Raw genomic sequence first — 18446 nt, 5'->3', positions numbered from 1 at the left:
ACGCGCCCCGAATGAACCCGCACCCATCCCCCGCCAGTCACCTCAACAGGCTGACACGTAAAGAGTGCAGGCAAATCAAGCCGCAGCAGTCTCCGCAGACGAACGCACAGGCGCACCGCTCGCCATCCGTACACACAGGTCGAAGGCCTGCTGGAGCCCTTCGATCTGTGCCACGCCCTTTCCGGCGATGTCGAAAGCACTGCCACTGGCGGAAGTGGCCACCGGCACCGGCAGGCCGCCATGCAGCGTCACACCCTGCTCGAAGCCCATCAGCTTCATCGCGATCTGGCCCTGGTCGTGGTACATCGATACCACCGCGTCCACGTCGCCACGCCGCGCGCCGATGAACACCGTGTCCGGCGAGAACGGGCCCCGTGCGTCGTAGCCCTCGGCGCGCAGTTGTTCGATCGCCGGGGCGATGATCTCGATTTCTTCCATGCCTATCGAGCCGCCGTCGCCCGCATGTGGATTCAACCCCGTCACCGCGATGCGCGGCTGCGCCACGCCCGCGCGGCGCAGCGCCGACGCAATGATCTTCACCGCGTCGCCCACGCCCTGAACCGTGATGTGACTCGCCACGTCTTTCAGCGGAATGTGCGAGGTCACGCGCGAGGTCCAGAGCGAGCCCGTCAGGTTGAATTCGCAGACGAAACTGGTCACGGCGAAGCGCTCCTGCATGTAGCGCAACTCGTCCTCGTGGGTCAGGCCGCCCAGGCGCAGCGAATGCTTGTTGAGCGGTGCGAAAAGAATCGCCTCGGCCTGCCCGCGCCGCACTGTGGCCGTCGCCAGTTCCAGCGCCTCGAAAGACGCACGTCCCGACTGTTCGTTCGACTCGCCCAGCACCGGCTCCCGCCCTGCCATCCAGTCGCGCGCGAACAGGCTCGGGCAGCCGTCCTCGAAGCGCAGGGTGTCGAGGTGGTCGACCTGCAGCACGTCGAGCCTGGTGCCCGCCACGCGCTCGCCCGCGGCCAGCACGACCGGGTCGGCAATCAGCAGCACGCGCGCGGCGTCCAGGTTGCGCTGGCGCGCCAGCAGCTTCACGGCCATTTCGGGGCCGACGCCGCTGGGGTCGCCGAGCAGCACCACGATGCGGGGTTTGGCGGAAGTCACGCGCGGGGTCTTCGATGGGGTGGACATATCGACGGGGGTTTGAAAGTAAGAAGGAAGAAGGGAAGAGCGAGCGGCCTCATTCGGCCTTGATGTTGGCTTCGCGCACGAGCTGGCCGTAGTGGTCGAACTCCTGCTTGTTCATGGCCGCGAAGGGTTCGCCGGTCAGCGCGCCGGGCTCGCCGCCCAGCCCCTCGATGCGCGCCTGAACCTCGGCCAGCTTCAGCGTGCGCACGAGTTCTGCGCTCAGCCGTTCGACGGCGGGGCGCGGCGTGCCGGCCGTCACGTAGAGGCCGTACCAGGTGGACACGTCGGCGCCCTTGATGCCCTGCTCGGCCAGCGTCGGCACGTCGGGCAGCTCGGGCGAGCGCTGCGGCGCGCTCACGGCCAGTGCGCGGAACTTGCCGGCCTTGATCTGGCCCATGGCCGAGGAGGTGCTGTCGAACATCATGTCGACCTCGCCCGAGATGATGTCGATGTGGGCCTGCGAGCTGCCCTTGTAGGGCACGTGGATCGACTTCATGCCCGTGGCCAGGTTGAAGGCCTCGCCGCCCACGTGCTGCGTGCTGCCGATGCCGGACGATGCGTACTTGAAGCCGCCGGGCTTCGCGGCCATGCCGGCCACCAGGTCCTTCACCGATTTGTAGGGCGAGCTGGCGGACACCACCAGCACGTTGGGCATCACGGCCACGAGGCCGATGGGCTGCAGGTCTTTCAGCGGGTCGTACTTGAGCTTGAGGATGTGCGGCGCCACCGCCTGCGCGGTGTTGGTCGCCAGCAGCAGCGTGGCGCCGTCGGCGGGGGCGCGGGCCGTGAGCTCGCCGGCGATGGTGTTGGAGGCGCCGGGCCGGTTCTCGACCGTCACGGGCTGCTTGAGCGCCGGCGAGAACTTGTCGGCCAGCACGCGCGCCAGCAGGTCGGTGCCGCCGCCGGGCGAAGCGCCGACCATGATGCGCAGCGGCTTGTCGGGGTACGCGCCTGGCTGCGCACCGACCAGCGACGCGGCGGCGAGCATCGCGGCGGCCAGTCCCGCCCCGCGGGCGAGGGAAGAAAGCTTCATCGGGTGGTCTCCTGCTTGTTGTGCGCCCGAGCCTACGGAGCTTCGCCCGCCCGATCCAATCGAAAAAGCCTGAAGCTCCATATACTTTTGAGCATGACTCCCGGCCTGACAGACACCTCGCTGATGCTCCATGTCCGGCCGCGCCAGCTGCTTCTGCTGGCCCGGCTCGATGCCCATCGGCACCTGGGCCGCGCGGCCGAAGCCATGAACATCAGCCAGCCCGCCGCCACCAAGCTGCTGCAGCAGCTGGAAGATTCGCTGGGCGAAAAGCTGTTCGAGCGCCTGGCGCGCGGCATGGAGCCCACGCCCTATGGCGAGATCCTCATCCGCTATGCGCGCCGCGTGCTCAGCGACTTCGGCACCGCCCGCGAGGAGATGCTGGCGCTGCGCTCGGGCCTGAGCGGGGCCCTGCGCGTGGGCAGCGTGCCGGGCGCCGTGCCCGAACTGCTGGCGCCGGCGCTGGTGGAGTACCACCGGCGCCATCCGCAGGTGGCCGTGTCGGTGGTGGTCGAGACCAGCGACGTGATCCAGGCGCAGCTGGAGCAGGGCGATGTCGACCTGGTGCTGGGCCGGCTCACCGATGGCCACGACGAGGCGAAGTACGCGAGCGTGCCCCTGCTGGGCGAGTCGCAGGTGGTGGTGGTGCGCGCCGCCCACCCGGTGTTCGAGCGCGCGAGCGTCATCGCCCTGGCCGACATGGCGAACTGGTCATGGGTGCTTCAGCCGCCCGGCTCGCCACAGCGCGGGCGCTTCGAGGCAGCGATGCGCGAAGCGGGCATCCAGGCGCGGCTGGACATCATCGAAACGGCATCGCCCATTGCCGTCACGGCGCTGCTCGAAAACTCCGACATGGCGGCCGTGATGCCGGCCTCGCAGGCCAGCCACTACGCCCGGCTGGGCGTGCTGCGCACCGTGCCGGTGGAGCTGCCGGTGCGCGTGCCGCCGATCTGCCTGGTCACCCGCGAAGACCGGGCGCTGTCGCCGGCGGCGGCGCAGTTCCGGCGCCAGCTGCTGGGCGCCATCTGAGGCCTTTGGACCGCTCCCGTATCCATGCTGTATTGCGTCAGCTAGGGAATATCCCAGTCAACTGGTGCATGAAAGTACCACTACCGACAATCGAAGTACCAAAGCTGCAAGCGTGTTTCTCCAGAATTCGGCCACGGCGACCCGACAGGCACAACAGGGCGTCGCTCACCTCTAGGAGACAACATGAAGCGTTTTCTGAAAGCGGGCCTCGTCCTCGCGCTCATCGGCACGGGCCTCGTGTCCCAGGCCGCCACCGAACTCGTGATCGCGACCGTGAACAACGGCCACATGATCGAGATGCAGAAGCTCACCCCCTTCTTCGAAAAAGCCTACCCCGACATCAAGCTGAAGTGGGTCACGCTCGAAGAAGGCACGCTGCGCCAGCGCGTGACCACCGACATCGCCACCAAGGGCGGCCAGTTCGACGTGATGACCATCGGCCTGTACGAAGCGCCGATCTGGTCGAAGAAGGGCTGGCTGCAGCCCATTGCCACCGACGCCGCCTATGACGCCGACGACCTGCTGCCCGCCATTCGCGCCGGCCTGTCGTACGAAGGCAAGCTGTACGCCGCGCCGTTCTACGGCGAGAGCTCGATGCTCATGTACCGCAAGGACCTGGCCGACAAGGTCGGCTTCCAGATGCCCGAGCAGCCCGCCTGGGCGCAGGTGAAGGAACTGGCCGGCAAGATCCACGACCCCAAGGCCGGCGTGTACGGCATGTGCCTGCGCGGCAAGCCGGGCTGGGGCGACAACATGGCCTTCCTGACCACGCTGGTCAACACCAACGGCGGCCAGTGGTTCGACATGCAGTGGAAGCCGCAGATCGACACCAAGCCCTGGAAGGACGCGATCGGCTTCTACGTCGACCTGATGAAGGCCTACGGCCCGCCGGGTGCCTCGGCCAACAGCTTCAATGAAAACCTGGCGCTGTTCAACGAAGGCAAGTGCGGCATGTGGGTCGACGCGACCATCGCGGCCTCGTTCATCAGCGATCCGAAGCAGTCGAAGGTGGCCGACAAGGTGGCCTTCGCGCAGGCGCCGGTGGCCGTCACGCCCAAGGGCGCCAACTGGCTGTGGACCTGGAACCTGGCCGTTCCCGCCAGCTCGACCAAGGGCGCCGCCGCGCAGACCTTCGTGAAGTGGGCGACCTCCAAGGAGTACGTCAACCTCGTCGCCAAGGAAGCCGGTTGGGGCGCGGTGCCCACCGGCACGCGCAAGTCGACCTACGCGAACCCCGAGTTCCAGAAGGTGGCCAAGTTCGCCGCCGCGGAAAAGAAGGCCATCGACAGCGCCAACCTCAGCGACAGCACGCTGCCGAAGTCGCCGTACGTGGGCGTGCAGTACGCGGCCATTCCCGAGTTCCAGGCCATCGGCGTGGCGGTGGGCCAGCAGATGAGCGCGGCACTGTCGGGCAAGGTCACCGTGGACCAGGCGCTGAAGACCTCGCAGCTCGCGGCCGAGCGCGAGATGAAGAAGGCCGGGTACTACAAGTAACCCGTCTTTTTCCCTCTCCCCGCGGGGAGAGGGTCAGGGTGAGGGGGCGGCGTGCCCATGGCCGAAGCCGCATGCCCTCACCCCAACCCTCTCCCGTGCGCGGGAGAGGGGGCAATAGCCAGAGAGGAACACACAATGAAAAGACTCCTGCCCCGGGCCCTCATGGCGCCCGCCGTGCTCACGCTCTTCCTCTGGATGATCGTGCCGCTGTTGATGACGTTGTACTTCTCCTTCGTGAACTACAACCTCATGCAGCCCGGCGAACGCACGTTCGCGGGCATCGAGAACTTTCACTACTTCGTTACCGACCCGGACTTCTGGCCCGCCACCTGGAACACGCTGCTGCTGATCGGCAGCGTGATCGTGATCACGGTGGTGTTCGGCGTGCTGCTCGCGCTGCTGGTGAACGAGCCCTTTCCGGGACGCGGCATCGTGCGGGTGCTGCTGATCTCGCCGTTCTTCGTCATGCCGGCAGTCAATGCGCTGCTGTGGAAGCACATGATGATGAACCCCATCTACGGCATCCTGGCCGACGTGTGGCGCTTCTTTGGCGCGCAGCCCATCGACTGGCTCACCGACGTGCCGCTGCTCTCGGTGATCATCATGGTGGCCTGGCAGTGGCTGCCTTTCGCGTGCCTGATCTTCATCACCTCGCTGCAGTCGCTCGACCGCGAGCAGATGGAGGCCGCTCGCATGGACGGCGCGAGTTCGTTCCAGCGCTTCTTCTATCTCACCATTCCGCACCTGGGCCGCCCGATGGCCGTGGTGATCATGATCGAGATGATCTTCCTGCTCAGCGTGTTCGCCGAGATCGCCATCACCACCAATGGCGGCCCGGGCAACGAGAGCACGAACATGACCTACCTCATCTTCAAGCAGTCGCTGATGAATTTCGACGTGGGCGTGGCCTCGGCCGGTGCGCTGTTCGCGGTGGTGCTGGCCAACATCGTCGCGGTGTTCCTCATTCGCATCATCGGCAAGAACCTGGACTGAAGGAACGACCATGCAACCCAGCAACTTCCTTCCCCAGCTTCTGCGCACCGTGGGTGCGTGGGCCGCGGCGCTGCTCCTGTTCTTCCCGCTCGGCTGGCTGTTTCTCACGGCCTTCAAGACGGAGCTGCAGGCCATTCATGTGCCGCCGCTGTTCATCTTCGAGCCCACGCTCGACAACTTCGGCGAAGTGCAGCGCCGCAGCGACTACCTGCTGTATGCGCGCAACTCGCTCATCACCAGCCTGGGCTCGACCATCCTCGGCCTGCTGATCGCGGCACCCGCTGCGTACTCGATGGCGTTCTTTCGCACGAAGAAGACGCGCGACATCCTGATGTGGATGCTCTCCACCAAGATGATGCCGGCCGTCGGTGCGCTGGTGCCGATCTACGTGCTGGCGCAGACCGCGGGCATGCTGGATTCGCTCACCGCACTGACCATCGTGTTCACGCTGTCGAACCTGCCGATCATGGTGTGGATGCTCTACAGCGCCTACAAGGACATTCCGAACGAAATTCTCGAAGCGGCGCGCATGGACGGCGCGAGCCTGTGGACCGAGTTCCGCCATGTCGTGATGCCGCTGTCGGTGGGCGGGCTCGCATCGACCGGCCTGCTGTGCCTGGTGCTGAGCTGGAACGAGGCCTTCTGGGCACTGAACCTCACCTCCGCCAAGGCCGGCACGCTGGCCACGCTCATCGCCTCGTACTCCAGCCCCGAGGGCCTGTTCTGGGCCAAGTTGTCGGCCGCCTCGCTGATGGCCATTGCGCCCATCGTCGTGTTCGGCTGGTTCAGCCAGAAGCAGCTCGTGCAGGGCCTGACCTTCGGCGCCGTCAAGTAAAGAAAAGGGAGACACCTCATGGCCTACCTCGAACTGAAGAACATCAAGAAAAGCTTTGGTGACGTCAACATCATCAAGGGCGTCGACCTGGAGATCAAGAAGGGCGAGTTCATCGTCTTCGTCGGGCCTTCGGGCTGCGGCAAGTCGACGCTGCTGCGGTTGATTGCCGGGCTGGAGCCCATCACCAGCGGCAACCTGCTGCTCGACGGCAAGGACATCACCTGGACGCCTTCGGGCAAGCGCGACCTGGCGATGGTGTTCCAGAGCTATGCGCTGTATCCGCACATGAGCGTGTACGACAACATGTCCTTCGCGCTCAAGCTCGCGGGCGTGTCGAAGGACGAGATCAGGACCAAGGTCGAGCACGCAGCGAAAACACTCAACCTCACGCAGTACCTGGACCGCACGCCGAAGGACCTGTCGGGCGGCCAGCGCCAGCGCGTGGCCATCGGCCGTGCCATCGTGCGTGCGCCCAAGGTGTTTTTGTTCGACGAGCCGCTGTCGAACCTCGATGCGGCGCTGCGCGGCAACACGCGCGTCGAGATCCACAAGCTGCACCGCGCGCTGGGCGCGACCACCATCTACGTGACGCACGACCAGGTCGAGGCCATGACGCTGGCCGACCGCGTGGTGGTGCTGAAAGACGGGCTCATCGAGCAGGTCGGCACGCCGCTGGAGCTGTACGACCACCCGGCCAACCAGTTCGTCGCGCAGTTCATCGGCATGCCGTCGATGAACATGGTGGCGGCGAGTGCCATTCCCAGTTTCTCCGCCGCAACCGGTGGCCGCCTGCCCAGCGACGGCTTCCTGGGCGTGCGCCCCGAAGGCCTGCGCGTGCATGCGAAGCAGGGCGCGCCGGTGTCCGACGTGCAGGGCCGCGTCGAGCTGATCGAAGCGCTGGGTGCCGACACGCTGATTCACGTCGACGTGGGCGGCGTGCCCCTGATCGCGCGGCAGAACGATCGCACGCCGCTGCAGGCGGGCGACGACGTGGCGGTCGAGCTCGACCCCAGCGTGCTGCATCTGTTCAACCGCGAAGGCCGTTCGGTCTCCGCCTGATTTCTCTTTTTTTCTTTCCGGACACTTCCCGTGACTCTCGCAGCAGCGTCTCTTGCGCAAACACCACCGGCTCTTTCGGAGTTCACGGTGCTTCACCTGGGCCTGGGCTCGTTCCATCGGGCGCACCAGGCGGTCTACCTGCAGCGGCTGATCGACGCGGGCGACACCCGCTGGTCGCTGTCGGGCGCCAACATCCGGCCCGACATGGCCGATGTGGTCGCGGCCCTGCAGGCGCAGGGCGGCCGCTACACGCTCGAAACCGTGTCGCCCGCGGGCGAGTACCGCTACGAGCAGATCGAAGCCATCCGCGAGGTGCTGCCGTACGAGCGCTCGCTGGCGGCCGTGATCGCGCGCGGCGCGGCACCGTCCACGCGCATCGTGTCGTTCACCGTGACCGAGGCCGGCTACTACCTCGACACCAAGGGCAAGCTGGACCTGTCGTTCGCCGACCTGGCGGCCGACATCGAGCGCGCACGGCGTGGCGAAGCAGGCGAGACCATCTACGGCGCCGTCTGCGCAATCCTGCGTGCGCGCAAGGCCGCGGGGGCCGGTGCGGTCACGCTGCTCAACTGCGACAACCTGCGCCACAACGGCGACCGCTTCCGCGCCGGGTTGCTCGAATTCATCGAACGCGCGGGCGATGGCGACTTGCTGGCCTGGGTGAACGCGAACACGCGTTGCCCCAACGCCATGGTCGACCGCATCACGCCGCGTCCGCCACCGGAGCTGCGTGCGCGCGTGAAGGCCGCAACGGGCCGCGACGACGCGGCGCCGGTCACGGGCGAGAGCTTCATCCAGTGGGTCATCGAAGACAACTTCGCGGACGGGCGTCCCGACTGGGGCCGCGTGGGCGTGGAGCTGGTCGAATCGGTCCAGCCGTATGAAGAAGCCAAGATCCGCATCCTCAACGCCACGCACAGCTGCATCGCCTGGGCCGGCACGCTGGTCGGGCTCGGCTTCATTCACGAAGGCACGCACAACGCGGCAATCCGCAAGATGGCGTTCGACTACGTGACCGACGACGTGATCCCCTGCCTGAGCCCGAGCCCGATCGATCTGGCCGCATACCGCGACGTGGTGCTCGACCGCTTCGGCAACCCGGCCATTCGCGACACCAACCAGCGCGTGGCGGCGGATGGCTTTTCGAAGATTCCGGGGTTCATTGCGCCCACGGTGCGCGAGCGGCTGGCCGCGGGACAAGGCATCGACAGCGTGGCGATGCTGCCCGCGCTGTTCCTGGCCTTCCTGCAGCGCTGGCACAACGGCAAGCTGCCCTACGCCTACCAGGACCAGGGCATGGACGAAGCCGTGGCCCATGCCATCTGCGGCGCGGCCGACCCGGTCGCCGCGCTGTGCTCGGATGCGGCGCTGTGGGGCAGCCTTGCGGGAGACGCCCGGTTGATCGACGCCGTTCGCCGTGCGAGCGAGCGCGTCGCGAAATTCGTGGGCGTCGGCATCGGCGCAGGCGCTGAAGGCAAGCCATGAGCGGCCGGCTGCAGGATCGCCATGTGCTGCTGACCGGTGCCGGCGGTGGCATAGGCCTTGCCGTGGCCGAGGCCTGCATTGCCGAGGGCGCACGCTGCTGCGTGATCGACCGTGCAACCGCGGCCCCAGAGGCGGTACGGGCACTGCAGCAGCGCCACCCTGACAGCCTTGCGTACATCGCGGCCGACGTGACCGACACCCAGGCCATCGCGCACCTGCTCGCTGAAGCGCAGGTCGCGTTCGGCCCCATCCACACGCTGTTCAACAACGCGGCCGTGTTCGACCTCGCGCCGCTGCTCGACAGCGACGAAGCCTCGTTCGACAGGCTGTTCGCGGTCAACGTGAAGGGCATGTTCTTCGTGATGCAGGCGGTGCTGCGCCACATGGTCGAGGCCGGCACGCAGGGCGCGTCGGTCATCAACATGGCGTCGCAGGCGGGGCGCCGTGGCGAGGCGCTGGTGTCGCACTACTGCGCGACGAAGGCGGCGGTCATCAGCTACACGCAGAGCGCGGCGCTGGCGATGGCGCCGCACGGCATTCGCGTCAACGGCATCGCGCCCGGCGTGGTCGACACGCCGATGTGGGACCACGTCGACAGCCTGTTCGCCAAGGCCGAAGGGTTGCCGTTGGGAGAGAAGAAGCGTCGTGTTGGCCTGGAAGTGCCACTCGGCCGCATGGGGTTGCCTGGAGACATCGCGGGAGCGGCCGTTTTTCTTGCCAGCGACGAGGCGCGCTACATCACTGCGCAGACCTTGAATGTCGATGGCGGCAACGTCATGAGCTGAGATGACTGTCTGCTTGCTTCTTGTTGGGTTGGGACTCAGTCATTCAGGGCGCGCTCACGCCGACGGTGTGCTCTGCTCCGCGAATGTCCCCCGCTTCGCTCCTCCTTTATTTCGCTGCGCAGAGCACACCGCCAGCGCGAGCGAGTTCAGAGCACCGGTTGAACAGCTGATAGCCAGCAGCGTGTCCAACGTGCGAATGGCACCGGGTGCTCCCCGCAGCGAAATAAAGGAGGAGCGAAGCGGGGGACATTCGCGGAGGGGAGTACCCGGTGTCAGTCGCACGCGCCCTGAACAAACACGCACCGGACAAAACGCACAAGCCAAGAAAGTATCAGCACTGTCCCGCTGGAAGCGGCGACTTGCGCCCGGCACAGTGAGAAGATCGATTCCTTTTGTAGCAGCGCGCACGGCATGAACGAAGATTTCCATCTGTACCTCGACAGTGCCGACCTGGCGGACTTGAAGACCTGCCTGCCGCACCCCGTGGTACATGGCGTCACCACCAACCCCACGCTGCTCCAGCGCGCGGGCGTCGGACGCGCTGCCTTGCCCGATCTGTTGAAACGCTGCATCGACCTGGGCGCGCGGCAAGTGCAGGCGCAGGTGTATTCGAGCGACGTCGACGGCATGCTCGAAGACGCGCGAGCCCTGCTGTCGCACTTCGACCCGGGTCAACTGGTCGTCAAGATTCCCGCCACGCGCCAGGGGCTCGACGCGGGCGCTCGGCTCATTGCGCAGGGCGTGCCGGTCACGTTCACCGCCGTCTATGCCCCCGAACAGGCGCACTTCGCGGCACAACTGGGCGCGGCCTATGCGGCGCCTTACCTGGGGCGGCTCGAAGACGCGGGCATCAATGGGCTGGCGCTGATCGGGCAGATGCAATCGCTGGTGGCGCAACGGTCTTCCTCGGCCACGCGTACGCGCTTGCTGGTGGCCAGCATCCGCTCGCGCGAGGCGTATCTGTCCTTGTTGGGGCTCGGCGTGGGCGCCATCACCATTCCGCCGCGCCTCTTTGCCGAGTTGCTTGACCATCCCGCCACGCTGGCTGCCGAGCGCGGCTTCCTGGCCGACGCTCAGGCCTTGATCGACTGAAAATTCACGCACCATGCGCATTGCACTCACGGGCGAAGCCCTGATCGATTTCACCGCCAGCGAGGCGGGCACGCTGGCCTTCCTCGGCCATGAGGGCGGCTCGCCGCTCAACACCGCCGTGGCCTGTGCACGGCTCGGGCAACCGACCGGCTTTTTCACGCAGCTGTCGACCGACCTGTTCGGCGAGCGGCTGATGGGTTTTCTCGAACGCAATGGCGTGGACACCCGCTTCATCCTGCGCAGCAACGCGCCATCGACGCTGGCCTTTGTCGAGCGCACGCCGCAGACCAACCGCTACGCCTTCTACACGCGCGGCAGCGCCGACGCCACCTGGGCGCCCGAGCCGTTGCCGCAGTTGCCGGTGGATTGCCGCTTCCTGCACTTCGGCTCGATCTCGCTGCTTCAGGACCCGGCCGCCACGCGCATCGCCGACCTGGTCGCGGCCAACGCGGGTCGCTGCGTGATCGTGTTCGACCCGAACGTGCGGCCCAGCCTGATCGCCGACATGGCCGCCTACCGGGCACGCACCGCAGGCTGGTTCGCGATGGCCGACCTGGTCAAGCTCAGCGATGAAGACGCCGAGCTGCTTGCGCCGGGCAGGCCCGTCGATGCGCTCGCGGCCGATTGCCTGGCCGCCGGTGCGCGTGCCGTGATCGTCACGCGCGGCGGCGACGGCGCCACGCTCTGGCGCACGGGGCACGAGGCACTGGCCGTGGCGGCGCCGCGCGTGACGGTGGTCGACACCATCGGCGCGGGCGACACTTTCACGGCCGGGCTGTCGGTTTCGCTGCTGGCGCATGGTGTCGAGCGGCCGGAGCAGCTCGACGCGCTGGGCGACGAGGCCTGGAAAGAAGTATTGCGCTTTGCCGCCACCGCCGCCGCTTTGAATTGCACCCGCGAGGGCGCGGACCCACCGATGCTGGAAGCCGTTCACGCCGCGCTCGCCCAGGAAGACAATGGGGCCGTCGCTTCCCGGTCCTGATCGGTGCTGCCATGACAACGTCCACACGCAAACGCGCGATTCCTCGCCAGCGCCAACCGGAGCTGGAGCGCGATTTCGCACGCTCGCCTTCGCTGGGCTACGAGGCGCCTGAAGAAACCGGCCTGGTGCGCTGCCTGGCGCACGGCTTTCCGAGCCCGCTGGTGCGATGGCACTTCCATGAAGACTACGAGCTGCACCTGATCACCGAGACCTCCGGCAAGGCTTTCATCGGCGACTGGATCGGGCCGTTCCAGCCGGGGCACCTGGTGCTGTGCGGGCCGCGGCTGCCGCACAACTGGATTTCGCTCGACGTGCCCGAAGGCGGCGCCGCCGGGCGCGACCGCGTGATCCAGTTCCGTCACGAGCCGATCGAGCGCGCGGCCGCCGACATTCCCGAGCTGCGCGAAGTGATGCAGCTGCTGGAGCGGGCGCGCCACGGCATCGAGTTCTTCGGCATGTCGCAGCAGGCGCAGACGCACTGGGACAACATCAAGGCCGCGCGCGGCGTGCGGCGCCTGGGCCTGTTCTGCGAGTTCATGGCCGACCTGGCGCAATGCACCGACTACCGGCTGCTGTCGAGCGTGCAGATGCAGGGCGTGCAGGGCAGCGACGGCGATGCGCAGGTCGACCAGATCAACGACATCGTCAACCGCATCACCAACAACATGGCGGACCCGATCTCGATGTCGGACGTGGCGGCCGAACTGGGCATGAGCGAGAGCCGCTTCAGCCGCTTCTTCCGGCGCTCGACCGGCAACAGCTTTACCGACTTCGTCAACCGCGTGCGCATCAACAGCGCCTGCCACCTGCTGATGCAGACCGACCACTACGTGACGGACATCTGTTACCAGGTGGGCTTCAACAACGTAGCCAACTTCAATCGGCGCTTCCTTGAAATCAAGGGCATGACGCCGAGCGAATTCAGGCGCCAGGCCGACACGCGGTTCGGCTGACACGGCCCGAATCTTCGAGAAGCAATCAGGGAGAACATCTTGTATCTGGGACTCGACCTCGGCACGTCCGAGCTCAAGGCGCTGCTGCTCGCCGACGATCACCGCATCGTCGGCGTGGCACGTGCCGCACTCACGGTCGAACGGCCGCAACCGCTCTGGTCGGAGCAGGCGCCGGGCCAGTGGTGGCAGGCGCTCGAGCAGGTCATGGCGGAACTGCGCGCCTCGCATGCCGAGGCGCTGTCCGCCGTGCGTGCCATCGGCCTGTCGGGCCAGATGCATGGCGCGACACTGCTCGATGCGGCGGGCGAGGTGCTGCGGCCCGCGATTCTCTGGAATGACGGGCGCAGCGGCGCACAGTGCGATGAAATCACGCGCGCCGTGCCGCGCCTGGGCGAGATCGCAGGCAACCTTGCGATGCCGGGCTTCACCGCGCCCAAGCTGCTGTGGGTGCGCGAACACGAGCCCGAAATTTTCAAGCGCGTGGCGCGCGTGCTGTTGCCCAAGGACTGGCTGCGCTTCATGCTCAGCGGCGAGGCCGTCAGCGAAATGTCCGACGCGGCCGGCACGCTGTGGCTCGACGTGGGCGCGCGCGACTGGTCCGACGAGCTGCTCGCGGCCACCGGGCTGACGCGTGGCCACATGCCGCGGCTGGTCGAAGGCAGCGAGGTATCGGCGCAACTCAAGCCCGAGCTGGCGGCGCGTTGGGGCGTGGGCAATGGCACTGTGCTCATCGCTGGCGGTGCGGGCGACAACGCCGCCAGCGCGGTCGGCATGGGCCTGGTGGAACCGGGGCAGGGCTTTGTCTCGCTCGGTACTTCTGGCGTGGTGTTCGTGTCGACCGACCGCTTCCTGCCGAACCCCGCGCAGGCGATGCATGCCTTCTGCCATGCGCTGCCGAAGCGCTGGCACCAGATGTCGGTGATGCTTTCGGCTGCGAGTGCCGTGAGCTGGGCGGCGAAGACATTCAGGTTCGCCGACGAAGCCGCGTTGCTTGAAGCGGCGGCCTCCGTGCCGCTGGCGCAACGCGACCACTGCCCGTTGTTCCTGCCGTACCTGTCGGGCGAACGCTCGCCGCACAACAACCCGAATGCGCAGGGCGCGCTGTTCGGCCTCACGCATGCGCATGGCCCCGCGGAGATCGCCTATGCCGTGGTCGAGGGCGTGAGCTTCGGTCTTCGCGACGGCTTCGACACTTTGCGCCTGCCAGCCGACATGCCGCTGCGCGAGGTTGCGCTGGTGGGCGGAGGTGCGCGAAGCATCTGGTGGGGCCAGTTGCTGGCCGACATCTTCCAGGTGCCGCTCACGCTCTATGCGGGCAGCGAGACGGGCGGTGCACTCGGTGCGGCGCGGCTCGCGTGGCTGGCCGATGGTGGTGCGGTGGCCGAGGTGTGCACGCTGCCGCCGGTCAAGCAGAAGCTGACGCCTTCGTCCGAAGGAGCCGATGGGCACAAGACGCGCCATGCGCGCTTCCAGGTGCTGTACATGGCGCTGCGCGATCAGTTCCGCTAGACGACACCTAAGCAAACCAGACGCCCATAAAAAAACCCGTCGCAAGACGGGTTTTTTACTTTCGCGAAACACCGAGGAACCGGCTTTGCCGGGCCTCAGGTGTTGCCCCCGGTAGGGGGTTGGCGTAGCGGACACGAAGTGCCGCGCAGCCTGGGGGCGAGCCAAACCCCCTGGGGGCGAGCGAAATTTACATGCCCATGCCGCCCATGCCGCCCATGCCACCCATGTCGGGCATGCCGCCGCCGCCAGCGCCGGACTCGTCCTTCGGTGCGTCGGCAACCATGGCTTCGGTCGTCAGCAGCAGCGAGGACACCGATGCTGCGTTCTGCAGTGCGGTGCGGGTGACCTTCGTCGGGTCCAGGATGCCCAGTTCGAGCATGTCGCCGTACGTGTCGTTCGCAGCGTTGAAGCCATAGTTGCCCTTACCGGCCAACACAGCGTTCACCACCACCGAGGCTTCGCCGCCGGCGTTGTTCACGATTTCGCGCAGAGGCGCTTCGATGGCCTTCAGCACCAGCTTGATGCCGGCTTCCTGGTCGGCGTTGTCGCCCTTGACCGACTCGCCGACAGCTTGCTTGGCACGCAGCAGAGCCACGCCGCCGCCAGCCACAACGCCTTCTTCCACTGCAGCGCGGGTAGCGTGCAGGGCGTCTTCGACGCGAGCCTTCTTTTCCTTCATTTCGACTTCGGTGGCAGCGCCGACCTTGATCACTGCAACGCCGCCGGCCAGCTTGGCCACGCGCTCTTGCAGCTTTTCACGGTCGTAGTCGCTGGTCGCTTCTTCGATCTGAACGCGGACTTGCTTCACGCGGGCTTCGATGTCACCGGCAGCGCCAGCGCCGTCGATGATGATCGTGTTTTCCTTGCCCACTTCGATGCGCTTGGCTTGACCCAGGTCGGCCAGCGTCACCTTTTCGAGCGTCAGGCCCACTTCTTCAGCGATGACCTTGCCGCCCGTCAGGATGGCGATGTCTTCCAGCATGGCCTTGCGGCGGTCGCCGAAGCCAGGCGCCTTGACAGCCACGACCTTCAGGATGCCGCGGATCGTGTTCACGACCAGCGTAGCCAGGGCTTCGCCTTCGACTTCTTCGGCAATGATCAGCAGCGGACGGCCAGCCTTGGCGACTTGCTCCAGCACCGGCAGCAGGTCACGGATGTTGCTGATCTTCTTGTCGAACAGCAGCACGAAGGGGTTGTCCAACAGCGCCGATTGCTTCTCGGGGTTGTTGATGAAGTAGGGCGACAGGTAGCCGCGGTCGAACTGCATGCCTTCGACGACGTCGAGTTCGCTGTCCAGCGACTTGCCGTCTTCCACGGTGATCACGCCTTCCTTGCCGACCTTGTCCATCGCGTCAGCGATGAGCTTGCCGATGGTTTCGTCGCTGTTGGCCGAAATGGAGCCGACTTGCGCGATTTCCTTGGAGGTGGTGGTGGGCTTGGAAGCCTTCTTCAGCTCGGCGACCAGGGCCGTCACAGCCTTGTCGATGCCGCGCTTCAGGTCCATCGGGTTCATGCCGGCAGCCACCAGCTTGAAGCCTTCGCGAACGATGGCTTGTGCCAGCACGGTCGCGGTGGTGGTGCCGTCACCGGCGTTGTCCGAAGTCTTGGAAGCCACTTCCTTCACGAGCTGGGCGCCCATGTTCTGCAGCTTGTCCTTGAGTTCGATTTCCTTGGCCACGGACACACCGTCCTTGGTCACGGTGGGGGCGCCGAACGAGCGTTCGAGCACCACGTTGCGGCCCTTGGGGCCCAGGGTCACTTTGACTGCGTTGGCCAGGATGTTGACACCCTCGACCATGCGTGCGCGGGCTTCTCCGCCGAAGACTACGTCTTTTGCTGCCATGATGAATTAACTCCGAATGGATTGGATTTGATGGGATCGAAAGGGAGGAGAAGGATTACTTCTCGACGACTGCGAACAGGTCGTCTTCCTTCATCACGAGCAGTTCGTCGCCATCGACCTTGACGGTCTGGCCGCTGTACTTGCCGAACAGGACGCGGTCGCCGACCTTGACGGTCAGTGCGGTCAGTTCGCCCTTGTCGGTGCGCTTGCCCGGGCCCACGGCCAGGACTTCACCCTGATCGGGCTTTTCGGCGGCTGCGTCGGGGATGACGATGCCGGAGGCGGTCTTGGTTTCGCTGTCAACACGCTTGACGATCACGCGATCGGCCAAAGGACGAAGTTTCATTGCATCTCCTGGATATGGATAAGAAACGGGGTTGGGTTCGGGTGCCGGAGGGGAGACCGACGGCCCATCGACTTGAAGCGAGGGCTGTTAGCACTCATCAGCAGCGAGTGCTAATGATAAGGGCAATCCGTGGCCTTTCAATGGCTGGGGTGTTGGCAGGGGCTAACTCGATGTTGGCTCTCAGCTAACTCTGAACTCCTGCATCTGACTCGGAACTGCACGACCGTGCTTTTTATGGAATTCCAGCATCCATACGGCGTTGCGGCTCGCCGGCTGGCGGCGTTAACGCCCAGCGAGTGAAACGGAATTCCGTGACTCAGGCTGCCGGCGTGCACAAGCGAGTGGAGGCCACGGGCCGATCTGGCACATGGTCATGCGCTCAGAAAAGCGCAGGTGGCTGACCCCGTTCATCGAACCATGAGTTCATGGCCGAGCAAGTGGGGAAGATGAAGGCCCGTTCCGGGCCAAGGTCGAGCAGCACCGAATGGAGTCCTCGGGACAGCTGAGCCGCCCTCTGATCGGGAGGGTGCACCGCGAGTGCCGGCAGCAGCCCGTCTCTTCGAATCGCGAGCACGGCGAGGACGACGCCGTTCTACAAGCGTCGTCCTCAGGTTGCCGCGTTTGAGGGGATGACTAGTGCCAGTTGGCGGCTATCACTGTATTCAAACTACTCTGATAGCTGCTAGGCAAGTTAGTCTCTCCAGCCGTAGGAGGCGAGAAAGCCGCCATGGCGTCGACGAGGCTCTGCACTTGGCTGTCGAGCAAAACTCTCCCGTCGCTGGTCTTGAATTGCTCGATACGATAGCTGCCGCTCGCGTACCAGTTGCTGATCGTCAATTGATCAGAAGTACCAATGATGGTTACCGATAGATCATTTCCATTCTTGGTAAACCAAAGCTGATCAGCAGAAACGCCGGCGCTAATTTGCGCGCTGTCGAGGTTGCCCGCGGTGGTGTCGTAGTCGGAGACGGTGTCGCGCCCGGAGCCACGCCCGAAGAGGTAGGTGTCGTTGCCCACGCCGCCATTGAGAGCGTCGTTGCCTGCGCCGCCGTCCAGGGTGTCGTTGCCTGCGTCACCGTTGAGGGTGTCGTTGCCGTCACCGCCTTGCAGCAGGTCGGCGCCGGCGCCGCCGTTCAGGATGTCGTCCTGCGTACCACCGATGAGGGTGTCGTTGCCGTCTTCGCCATACAGCGTGTCTGCGCCCGCACCCCCACTGATCGTGTCGTCGCCGGCACGCCCGTAGATGATGTCGTCACCGCCCAGGCCCGAGAGGGTGTCGTTGCCAGCGTAGCCGACGAGGCTGTCGTTGCCCTCGGTGGGTACGATCACCTTGGCCTTGATGGCGGCTAGGTCCCAGTTGGTGCCGTCGGCGAAGCGGATGTTCTCGACCGAGTAGGCGGAGACGCCTTCCTGGTAGAAGTAGTTCTGCAGCTCCAGACGGTCGCCCGTGAGGCCATCGATGTAGAGGTACAGGCTGTCGCCGCTGCGCAGCAGCTGCACGTCGGAGGCCGCGACGCCTTCGCCGAATTGGACCGTGTCGAGGTTGCCCGCGGTGGTGTCGTAGTCGGAGACGGTGTCGCGCCCGGAGCCACGCCCGAAGAGGTAGGTGTCGTTGCCCACGCCGCCATTGAGAGCGTCGTTGCCTGCGCCGCCGTCCAGGGTGTCGTTGCCTGCGTCACCGTTGAGGGTGTCGTTGCCGTCGCCGCCTTGCAGCAGGTCGGCGCCGGCGCCGCCGTTCAGGATGTCGTTGCCAAGGCCACCTGAAAGTGTCTCGTCAGCAGTGGTGCCTTGGAGCGTGATGCCAGTCGGTGGATTTACCGTCACGACCTTGGACTTGGTCGTTGCGTAGTCCCAACTGGTGCCATCGGCGAATCGGA

Annotated in this window: 16 protein-coding genes and 1 pseudogene; 12 read left to right on the top strand and 5 right to left on the bottom strand. The window is 65.9% G+C overall.

The genetic code is table 11. From position 1 onward, the window contains the following. Positions 1 to 75 precede the first annotated feature (75 nt). Positions 76 to 1110, bottom strand: coding sequence for a 4-hydroxythreonine-4-phosphate dehydrogenase PdxA (locus tag DBV14_RS19160; RefSeq protein ID WP_260397124.1), 1035 nt, complete (start codon positions 1108 to 1110; stop codon positions 76 to 78). Between the two features lie 76 nt (positions 1111 to 1186). Next, positions 1187 to 2167, bottom strand: a complete 981-nt coding sequence (locus tag DBV14_RS19155; protein ID WP_124461004.1) for a tripartite tricarboxylate transporter substrate binding protein — start codon at positions 2165 to 2167, stop codon at positions 1187 to 1189. 93 nt (positions 2168 to 2260) lie between these two features. Between DBV14_RS19155 and DBV14_RS19150 the strand changes: the two genes are divergently transcribed. The 11 genes from DBV14_RS19150 (at position 2261) to xylB (ending at position 14380) form a co-directional block, all read left to right on the top strand. Next, a complete protein-coding gene (locus DBV14_RS19150; RefSeq protein WP_185546063.1) occupies positions 2261 to 3193 on the top strand; it encodes a LysR family transcriptional regulator in 933 nt (310 codons plus the stop codon). A gap of 183 nt (positions 3194 to 3376) precedes the next feature. Then, the gene (locus DBV14_RS19145) at positions 3377 to 4687 is read left to right on the top strand and encodes a sugar ABC transporter substrate-binding protein (RefSeq protein WP_124461001.1); all 1311 of its coding nucleotides are present in this window, start codon (positions 3377 to 3379) and stop codon (positions 4685 to 4687) included. Positions 4688 to 4822: 135 nt separating this feature from the next. Continuing rightward, the gene (locus DBV14_RS19140) at positions 4823 to 5680 is read left to right on the top strand and encodes a carbohydrate ABC transporter permease (protein ID WP_124460999.1); all 858 of its coding nucleotides are present in this window, start codon (positions 4823 to 4825) and stop codon (positions 5678 to 5680) included. A 10-nt stretch (positions 5681 to 5690) separates the two neighbouring features. Beyond that, entirely contained in the window at positions 5691 to 6515 is an 825-nt protein-coding gene (locus tag DBV14_RS19135) for a carbohydrate ABC transporter permease (protein ID WP_124460997.1), read from the top strand. 18 nt (positions 6516 to 6533) lie between these two features. Next, on the top strand, positions 6534 to 7574 hold the full coding sequence (locus DBV14_RS19130) for an ABC transporter ATP-binding protein (protein ID WP_124460995.1): 1041 nt from the start codon (positions 6534 to 6536) through the stop codon (positions 7572 to 7574). 87 nt (positions 7575 to 7661) lie between these two features. Further along, positions 7662 to 9059, top strand: a complete 1398-nt coding sequence (dalD, locus tag DBV14_RS19125; RefSeq protein WP_124461007.1) for a D-arabinitol 4-dehydrogenase — start codon at positions 7662 to 7664, stop codon at positions 9057 to 9059. Next, positions 9056 to 9844 (top strand): L-iditol 2-dehydrogenase, encoded by a 789-nt coding sequence (locus DBV14_RS19120; RefSeq protein ID WP_124460993.1) that lies wholly within the window; start codon positions 9056 to 9058, stop codon positions 9842 to 9844. Before dalD ends, DBV14_RS19120 begins: the two co-directional genes overlap by 4 nt. Before the next feature lie 411 nt (positions 9845 to 10255). Continuing rightward, on the top strand, positions 10256 to 10936 hold the full coding sequence (locus DBV14_RS19115; RefSeq protein WP_124460991.1) for a transaldolase family protein: 681 nt from the start codon (positions 10256 to 10258) through the stop codon (positions 10934 to 10936). Between the two features lie 13 nt (positions 10937 to 10949). Further along, entirely contained in the window at positions 10950 to 11918 is a 969-nt protein-coding gene (locus DBV14_RS19110) for a carbohydrate kinase (RefSeq protein ID WP_124460989.1), read from the top strand. An 11-nt stretch (positions 11919 to 11929) separates the two neighbouring features. Next, the gene (locus DBV14_RS19105) at positions 11930 to 12871 is read left to right on the top strand and encodes an AraC family transcriptional regulator (RefSeq protein WP_124460987.1); all 942 of its coding nucleotides are present in this window, start codon (positions 11930 to 11932) and stop codon (positions 12869 to 12871) included. 39 nt (positions 12872 to 12910) lie between these two features. Beyond that, the gene (gene xylB, locus DBV14_RS19100; RefSeq protein WP_124460985.1) at positions 12911 to 14380 is read left to right on the top strand and encodes a xylulokinase; all 1470 of its coding nucleotides are present in this window, start codon (positions 12911 to 12913) and stop codon (positions 14378 to 14380) included. A 187-nt stretch (positions 14381 to 14567) separates the two neighbouring features. On the opposite strand, the gene groL is transcribed toward xylB, so the two are convergent. Together groL and groES are read right to left on the bottom strand one after the other, a co-directional pair. Continuing rightward, positions 14568 to 16223 carry a chaperonin GroEL gene (gene groL / locus DBV14_RS19095; protein ID WP_042579049.1) on the bottom strand — a complete coding sequence of 552 codons (1656 nt, stop codon included), beginning with the start codon at positions 16221 to 16223 and terminating at the stop codon, positions 14568 to 14570. 55 nt (positions 16224 to 16278) lie between these two features. Beyond that, on the bottom strand, positions 16279 to 16569 hold the full coding sequence (gene groES / locus DBV14_RS19090) for a co-chaperone GroES (protein WP_093125512.1): 291 nt from the start codon (positions 16567 to 16569) through the stop codon (positions 16279 to 16281). Between the two features lie 325 nt (positions 16570 to 16894). Between groES and DBV14_RS33970 the strand changes: the two are divergent. Continuing rightward, positions 16895 to 17044: pseudogene (locus DBV14_RS33970) on the top strand (IS5/IS1182 family transposase); the annotation flags it as partial. A 158-nt stretch (positions 17045 to 17202) separates the two neighbouring features. On the opposite strand, the gene DBV14_RS19085 reads toward DBV14_RS33970, so the two are convergent. Beyond that, the coding region (locus tag DBV14_RS19085; protein ID WP_311732848.1) for a calcium-binding protein at positions 17203 to 18446 on the bottom strand (1244 nt) is incomplete at its 5' end.

The organism is Variovorax sp. KBW07 (assembly GCF_003852515.1).
Classification (GTDB): Bacteria; Pseudomonadota; Gammaproteobacteria; order Burkholderiales; family Burkholderiaceae_C; genus Variovorax.
Note: the sequence above shows the minus strand (reverse complement) of the source record. Positions and strands in the feature narration are given on the sequence as shown.